The following is a 7,721-nucleotide window of genomic DNA, read 5'->3' as shown; positions in this document are numbered from 1 at the left end:
ACCGCGAGAAAGCCATCAAAGAGGTTGTTGCTTAGGAAAATATCACTAACTTTGCATTGACCGACAAAGAATATCCTACACAACCACAGGTCGAGGGGCAAGAAAGGAATCATACCCTGAGATACTCTTACTGGTTATTGTTTGATATTTTTTAAAGTCAACCTAAATAGCAAATAGCCAAAAACGAGCGTCAACTTGTAATAAAAATAAGTATTAACTGAGTCAACCCACTTTGAAAATAAGCCGTAAAGTGGTCAACTAAAAACATTAAACCACATAGTTCGTTTTGTTTCATCGGTGGGAAACCAAAGTTTCCCCGTGGGGAAACAAAAGTTTCATCAGCGGGAAACAAAAGTTTCCCCAGTGGGAAACTAAAGCTTCATCAGTGGAAAACAAAGGCTCCATCAGCAGCAAACAAAAGCTCTATTAGCAGCAGACAAAATCTCCATCAGTAAGAAACAAAGGCTCTATCAGCACCAAACAAAAGCTCTATCAGCAGCAAACAAAAGCTCTATCAGCACCAAACAAAGGCTCTATCAGCAACAAACAAAGGCTCTATCAGCAACAAACAAAGGCTCTATCAGCAACAAACAAAGGCTCTATCAGCAACAAACAAAGAGATAAATAATTGACCATCAAATCTGGAGCCCCCAATATTTATATTTCCTTTCTTGCATACTTCTAAAAAAAGTTCTAATTTTAAGACCTGTTGAGATGTTCACAACAGACTTGAGAATACTGCTTTTATGTGAAAATACTGATACATCATTAACAGAAAACGAAAAAATAAGATATGATGATTTCCGTATCTGTCAATAATACTTATTTCCGGAACAAGTAATTATGAAAAACAATGCTTGGCATAAAATTATGAAATTATTCCTATACTGGAGTTTTTTCGGGATTGTAACAACGTTTCATGGCACTTTTTTCATTCTGATCACAATCGTTTTAGGACTCATAATTATTGGGTTAACAATAAAACAGTTGTTTCTAAAAAGAAAAACCAACAACACACTTTTCAATGATGATGATAAGTTATAAGGTGATTGGTAAAGACGACCGGAGACGTTGAAACGTACTTTTTCAGACTTACGAAAGGAACGGCTGTAAGACAAGGAGATACGTTTAAGAAACAAGTATCTTGGATTTTGCAGATATGAGGACAGTGTTCCGGTCAGTGTGTCCGGTAAAACGGATTTTCAAAGATATACATACAGACGAGGCGCGCCCACCTCTATGGACACGCCTCGCAGTTGTTGATACGAAAGAGAAGAGATTTTTTCCCGCAATGAGAAAGATAAAAAACGATACGGAAAATCTTAGCACCTCCCGCCTTACTCTGCCGCTTCCTCTTCAGGAGCAGACTCTTCTTTTTCTTTCAGTTCGAAATCGGTAATACCGTTGGTAACCAAAATATTGTACCACGATATCAGCTTTTTGATATCTCCCGTGTACACCCGGTCACGATCGAAATCGGGCAATACTTCCGCCAAATATTCGCGCAGCTGCTCCGAAGTGGCTTTCTTCTGGTCGACAGAAGCCACAGCTCCGTTTTCTTTCTCCTTCATGGCGCTCAACACATTGGCCAAAGGAACTTCCTCCGTAGTGGTATACATGGCTATATCCGCCAAAGAGATAATTTTTTCAGTCCCGTAAGCGGGAAATCGTTTTTTATCCGCGCTGATCGATTCGACAATCAACATATTTTTTCCTTGCGAAACAAGTTTGTATAATCCCGGTTTGCCCGAGATAGACAAGATAGTCTTCAACATAGTATATTCCTTTTTGTTTATTATTTATTTTTTTGCGGAGCAAAGGTAATGATTATTTTCAGATAGCAAAGAAATAAGCTCCAAAACCTGCGGTATGAGAGGAGTCTCACCATCGTTCGTTATCACAAAATCCGCCCGCTCCCTCTTGAGCTCATCGGACATCTGCGAATGGATACGGGCAACAACTTGCTCTTTGGATGATCCGTCGCGTTTCATGGCGCGCGCAATCCTTACTTCCGGCGGAGTATACACCATAACTACAAAATCGACTTCGCTCTTAAAGCCGGCTTCCAGAAGAATGGCCGCTTCCATAGCGACAAGAGATTTCTTACCTTCGTATGAAGAAGTCCACCTGACGAAATCTTCCTTCACGCGCGGATGAACAATACGGTTTACTCCTTCGGCATGATCCGGCTTTCCAAATAAATAAGCCGCCAACAAAGACCGATTCAACTCCCCGTTGCGAAAAAGATCCTGCCCGACCAAAGCGGATAATTGCCGACGAACAGTGTGGTCTGTAGCAATAATCCGCTTCGCCTCCGTATCTGAATCATACACAGGAATCCCCATTATTCTCAGCAATCGGGAAATCACACTCTTTCCACTGCCGATTCCACCCGTAAGCCCTATTTTAGTAACCATCGGAAGAGAGTTGTTCGATCAGGAAATCAACATGTTCGGGCACGATACGGATTTGAGTGATCCCTTCGGGATATGATTTTAATTTCACCTTATATTTATCCGAACCCGATTTCAACAAATCTTCGTAAGAGACATTAATTATAAAATCCGTAGACTCGATACTGCGAAAACGTTTCAAGCCGACTTGGAAAGTGACTTGAACCTTCGAGGGAAAAGCGCGGAACACTTTATCGGGGGGGAAGTTGACTCCGCGCAAAGGCACTTCCACGGTCTTTTCCGTGTACATATCCACCGGAAAAGTCACTTCAACCATACCGGGAACAAACTTAGCTCCTTTCACAGGCGCCAATGACAGTTTGCGGATGGTGGTATCTGAGATATCCCCCAACTCATTCTCTTGAGTATAAGCAACCGTAATGGTGTCTAAGGTTCCCGCAGGAGCGTACACCAACACCGAATCGGGATTATAAAGCGTGTCGGAGACGTAATGCTGAACTCCTGCCCTCACCTTCCCTCGAAAGCGGACAGGCACCAGTTTAGCCTTACCTGCCGAGTAAATATAATCCAGCGTATCGGGCTTTATCGAAAGCACTTTTGAAGAAACAGCCAACTGAGTGAGTATTTTCTTCTCAAACTCAGACGTATAAATTTTAATGTGGTTGTTACGTCCTTTATAATCCTGGAAATTCAGATTTATGGGAAAAAAGCTTTGCCCCAGCATATAGTTCAAAAGCACCGTCCCTTTGTCTCTCACCTTTACGCGAAGCTCGGAAGAAGGCTCGGAGGTCAGCACGACGTCGTTCGGAACGTTTTTCATCTGAACAGGAATAGAAAACTCCTTTTCGTAATCATTATTCAAGGTTTGAATCAACCAAAATCCGGACGCTATCAAGAAAAAAAACAAAAAAATTAAGAACTCCCTGCTTGTGTCGCTAAGCAGGAAATCCTTAATTCTTCTGGATGTTTTTAAATACAAATACTTTATTTTCCTACGATCGAGCATAGGCTTCTATTTACAGGAAAAAGATTACTTAGACTGAGTGTTGGCAGCCGAAGCATCAGCGAAAATAGAGTTCTTGTCTATTTTGATTTTTACGTTCGAAGCAATTTCAAGTACCACATAGTCATCGGTAATTTCTTTAATGATACCGTGAATTCCACCCGCAGTAATCACCTGCTGATTTACCTGAAGAGCCTTACGGAAATTAGCTATTTCTTTCTGCTTCTTGTTTTGAGGACGGATCATAAAAAAATACATGATAACAAACATGGCTATCAGCATAATCCACATCATGCTTCCACTTCCCGCTCCGGCAGGAGCTTGCATTAAAACAGTCAATAAGTTCATAAATTATCAGTTTTAGTTTTTACTATATAAACAAAGGTATCAGTTTTTGGTTAACTTCCCCTCTTTTTTCAATTGATTAACTATTCCATCCAGAGTTCCGTTGATAAAACCGCCGCTCTTCAATGTGCTGTAAAGTTTGGCAATCTCCACATACTCATTCAACGAAACGCTGACGGGGATATTGGGGAAACTCAATATTTCCGCCAAGGCTGTCTGCATAATAATAATATCCATAAACGCGATACGATCTAAATCCCAGTTTTTCGTATTCTCGCTGATAAGATGACGGTAGTAATCGGAATTCAGCAAAGTACGACGGAACAAACGACGCGCGAACTCCTGATCCTCTTCGTCCTTAAACTCCGGCAGCAACTCCTGATTGGATCCGTTTTTAGGATCGAAGCGTTTGATTGTTTTCAGCACGAACGTGTCCACAATTTCCTTATCGTCGTTCCAGTACAAGCTTTGATCCTCCAACAGCTGGTCGAGAGATTCGTTGTTGAAAATACAGGTTTTATAGAGCTTTCTCCATAATTCACGGTCGGCCTCATAAGATTGGTCATCCGAAGCCATATATTCCTTATACACATCCGTCTCGACTATTTTCTCATAAAGTTCTTTGATAAAATCCTGATCGTTTGCCCACGTCCTCTTCTGGTTGTTGACAAACTCGATGAGTTGTTTATTGACTTCCAACTGCGCCACAAACTTGTTGTCGACAAACCTCGTATTGGGATGCAATTCTTCTTTGGTGGGCGCTAATTTGGCTTTTGCCGTGTCTATGCGTTTCTGTGCGTATTCCGTCAATGCTATCATCAGCATAAGCAGATAATTGTAAAGGTCGTATGCCTTCGAAAGGCTGAAGAATAACTCCTTCTCCGCCGAGTCTAAGTTTTTACTACCGTTCTGATAATAGGCATATACAATCTGTATAATCTTAAGACGAATAAGAACTCTGTTAATCATAATTCAAATTGATACTTTTATTTTGAACTGCAAAAGTAGATATTTTTAGCGATTTTCCATTATCAAATCACATTTTTTTAATGCGGCATTCCATTCTCTGCCCGTTTTCTTTTGACAGTTTAAAAAAAATATCCAATTTTGAGGCCGATTATAAACGGACCGAAATTTATGGAAGATTTAAAAAAGAAAATGAATGCAGACATGAATGACAAGGAAATTGTTTTTTCCAAGTCTATTAAAGCCGGTAAACGTATTTATTACCTTGATGTAAAAAAGAACCGTAAGGATGAAATGTTTCTGGCTATTACGGAAAGTAAAAAGGTGGTAATGGGAGAAGGCGACGACTCTCAAGTAAGCTTCGAAAAACATAAAATTTTCTTGTACAAAGAGGATTTCTCCAAGTTCATGTCCGGTTTGGCAGAGGCTATCGAATTCATCAACCTCCGTCAGGAAGGAGAAGAGGCCATAGTGGAAAGCCCGGAACAAGAAGTAAAAAACGGAGAAATCAATAATGAAATAAAAATCGATATCGACTTTTAAACCGTCTACCCCTTTGATATTTCAAAAAGAAACCGTATTTTTGCACCGCTTTTTTGCACATCGTGTGATAACCCACATCGTGTGATGGTGAATTAAGCAAACTAACTTAATTTAGAGTAACACAAAAAAATTAGAAATGAAATCTATCGAAGTAAAAGGAACTGCAAGAACTATTGCAGAACGCTCTTCGGAACAAACAAGAGCTTTGAAAGAAATTCGTAAAAACGGTGGTGTACCTTGCGTACTTTACGGAAAAGGTGAAACCGTTCACTTCACAGTAGCCAATGAGGAACTTCGCAATCTGGTTTACACTCCTCACATCTATGTTGTAGACCTGGATATCGACGGCAAAAAGGTAAACGCTATTTTGAAAGACATTCAATTCCACCCTGTAAAAGACAACATTCTGCACGTAGACTTCTATCAAATCGACGAAGTTAAGCCCATCGTGATTGAAGTGCCCGTACAGTTGGAAGGTTTGGCAGAAGGTGTGAAAGCCGGTGGTAAATTGGCTTTGCAAATGCGTAAAATCAAAGTGAAAGCTCCTTACAAAGCAATTCCTGAGAAGTTGACAATCAACGTTTCTCACTTGGGACTGGGCAAAACCATCAAAGTGGGCGAGCTGAGTTTCGAAGGTCTGGAACTGATGAGCGCAAAAGAAGCGGTAGTATGTGCCGTTAAGCTGACTCGTGCAGCAAGAGGTGCCGCAGCCGCCGCAAGCAAGTAATCTGAGAAGATTCCTGTAAAATCATAGTAAGACGCAAATCAATGCAGATTAAAGCAGATGTTTATTCTGCATTAATTTGCATTGATTTGCGTCTTTTTTTATTCCAAATTAACAGCAAGAGACTAATGATCAAATATCTAATTGTGGGACTGGGAAATATTGGCCCCGAGTATCATGAAACTCGCCACAACATAGGTTTTATGGCAGTGGATGCGTTAGCGAAAGCCAACAATGCCGCTCCTTTCGTTGATAAACGATACGGATTTACAACCTCCTTTTCAATCAAAGGCCGACAGCTCATTCTCTTAAAGCCTTCCACCTTTATGAACCTGAGTGGCTTGGCACTTCGTTACTGGATGCAAAAAGAAAATATTCCTTTGGAGAACGTGCTGATCGTTGTAGATGACATAGCGCTGCCTCTCGGCTCTCTTCGGCTTAAAGGAAAAGGAAGCGATGCGGGTCACAACGGTCTGAAGCATATTGCAGCGACCTTAGGTACTCAAAATTATGCCCGGTTGCGCTTCGGTATCGGGAATGGCTTTCCCAAAGGCGGGCAAGTGGATTATGTATTGGGGCATTTCAGTGATGAGGACCGGAAGATATTGGATGAAAGGCTGGCAGAAGCCGGAGAAATCATCAAGAGTTTTTGCCTGGCCGGCATAAATATCACGATGAACCAATTTAATAATAAATAATGACAGACCCCGATAAGGGATTTCGGGGAGATTTCGAGCAGGAGCAGAAGGTCTCACAAAGAACAACGAAGACGCTCTATCAGAGAACTCACTATAAAAATCTTTAATCATTTTAACCCAAAGATGGCAGAAGCAAGAATTGACAAATGGATGTGGGCAGTACGCATTTTCAAAACGCGCACCATTGCCGCCGAAGCATGTAAAAAAGGACGTGTTTCAATGAACGGCTCGCAAATCAAGCCTTCGCGGATGATTAAACCGGGCGATATTATCCAAGTTAGGAAACCGCCTGTAACCTATTCGTTTAAAGTATTACAAGCCATTGAAAAAAGAGTTGGCGCCAAACTTGTGCCCGAAATGATGGAAAACGTTACCACGCCCGATCAATACGAATTGTTGGAGATGAGTAAAATCAGCGGATTTGTTGATCGCGCACGAGGAACGGGGCGGCCGACTAAAAAAGACCGGCGCAGTCTGGACGAGTTCACGACACCGGAATTTATGGACGAATTCGATTTTGACTTTGATTTCGATGAATAACCGAACAATCACTTCCGGTTAATATTAGTATTTTCCATTTCTCCAAGAAAATACGATAATCCGCATTTTCTTGCCATAGTTCGTCCGTTACAAAATTCCGGGAAGATATATCAGAAAACATCCCCTGCGGCAGTTTGCAGGAAGTTCTTGAGCCTTCTTCGGATTGCGATGCAAAGATTCAAAAACAGCTCGATATTCCATCGAATAAGAGATAATATAACGTGAGTTCGACGAATTGTAAGTGCTTATAAATTTGGTGATTAGCGAAATTTGTTGTAACTTTATAGTACTAAAAAACAAAGGATTACAAACAAAAATCGCTATGATCACCGAAGACAAAGTTATTGAAATATTTTGTATGGCAGACGATTTCTGCAAGTTTTTTGATGCCATGATGGCAAAATATACTATAAGGCTGGTTCACAAGAGAAAGTATCATCGTTCCTCCACTATGTCCAAAGCAGAAGTTATGCTGATAATGATTCTCT

9 protein-coding genes and 1 pseudogene are annotated in these 7,721 nt (G+C 40.9%); 5 read left to right on the top strand and 5 right to left on the bottom strand.

Features of this window, described 5'->3' with window-relative positions; all coding sequences use genetic code 11:
* Positions 1-1,337 precede the first annotated feature (1,337 nt).
* The 5 genes from C234_RS0112485 to nusB are packed head-to-tail and all read right to left on the bottom strand — an operon-like array spanning position 1,338 to position 4,731.
* Positions 1,338-1,775, bottom strand: coding sequence for a DUF5606 family protein (locus C234_RS0112485; RefSeq protein WP_021644362.1), 438 nt, complete (start codon positions 1,773-1,775; stop codon positions 1,338-1,340).
* A 24-nt stretch (positions 1,776-1,799) separates the two neighbouring features.
* Complete coding sequence (gene coaE, locus C234_RS0112480; protein ID WP_027326045.1) at positions 1,800-2,417, bottom strand: dephospho-CoA kinase; 618 nt, start codon at positions 2,415-2,417, stop codon at positions 1,800-1,802.
* On the bottom strand, positions 2,407-3,420 hold the full coding sequence (locus tag C234_RS0112475) for a CdaR family protein (protein ID WP_027326044.1): 1,014 nt from the start codon (positions 3,418-3,420) through the stop codon (positions 2,407-2,409). Before C234_RS0112475 ends, coaE begins: the two co-directional genes overlap by 11 nt.
* A 24-nt stretch (positions 3,421-3,444) precedes the next feature.
* The gene (gene yajC, locus C234_RS0112470; RefSeq protein ID WP_027326043.1) at positions 3,445-3,765 is read right to left on the bottom strand and encodes a preprotein translocase subunit YajC; all 321 of its coding nucleotides are present in this window, start codon (positions 3,763-3,765) and stop codon (positions 3,445-3,447) included.
* Positions 3,766-3,804: 39 nt separating this feature from the next.
* Positions 3,805-4,731, bottom strand: a complete 927-nt coding sequence (gene nusB / locus C234_RS0112465) for a transcription antitermination factor NusB (protein ID WP_027326042.1) — start codon at positions 4,729-4,731, stop codon at positions 3,805-3,807.
* Positions 4,732-4,899: 168 nt separating this feature from the next.
* Here nusB and C234_RS0112460 point away from each other — a divergent pair, with 168 nt between their 5' ends.
* The 5 genes and pseudogenes from C234_RS0112460 to C234_RS18070 all read left to right on the top strand — a co-directional run.
* The gene (locus tag C234_RS0112460; protein WP_027326041.1) at positions 4,900-5,271 is read left to right on the top strand and encodes a PUR family DNA/RNA-binding protein; all 372 of its coding nucleotides are present in this window, start codon (positions 4,900-4,902) and stop codon (positions 5,269-5,271) included.
* Between the two features lie 136 nt (positions 5,272-5,407).
* On the top strand, positions 5,408-5,998 hold the full coding sequence (locus C234_RS0112455; RefSeq protein WP_027326040.1) for a 50S ribosomal protein L25/general stress protein Ctc: 591 nt from the start codon (positions 5,408-5,410) through the stop codon (positions 5,996-5,998).
* Positions 5,999-6,126: 128 nt separating this feature from the next.
* On the top strand, positions 6,127-6,693 hold the full coding sequence (gene pth / locus C234_RS0112450; protein WP_027326039.1) for an aminoacyl-tRNA hydrolase: 567 nt from the start codon (positions 6,127-6,129) through the stop codon (positions 6,691-6,693).
* 123 nt (positions 6,694-6,816) lie between these two features.
* The gene (locus C234_RS0112445) at positions 6,817-7,233 is read left to right on the top strand and encodes an RNA-binding S4 domain-containing protein (RefSeq protein ID WP_027326038.1); all 417 of its coding nucleotides are present in this window, start codon (positions 6,817-6,819) and stop codon (positions 7,231-7,233) included.
* 322 nt (positions 7,234-7,555) lie between these two features.
* Positions 7,556-7,721: pseudogene (locus C234_RS18070) on the top strand (IS982 family transposase); the annotation flags it as partial.

It is taken from the genome of Bacteroides pyogenes DSM 20611 = JCM 6294 (genome assembly GCF_000428105.1).
Classification (GTDB): Bacteria; Bacteroidota; Bacteroidia; order Bacteroidales; family Bacteroidaceae; genus Bacteroides; species Bacteroides pyogenes.
Note: the sequence above shows the minus strand (reverse complement) of the source record. Positions and strands in the feature narration are given on the sequence as shown.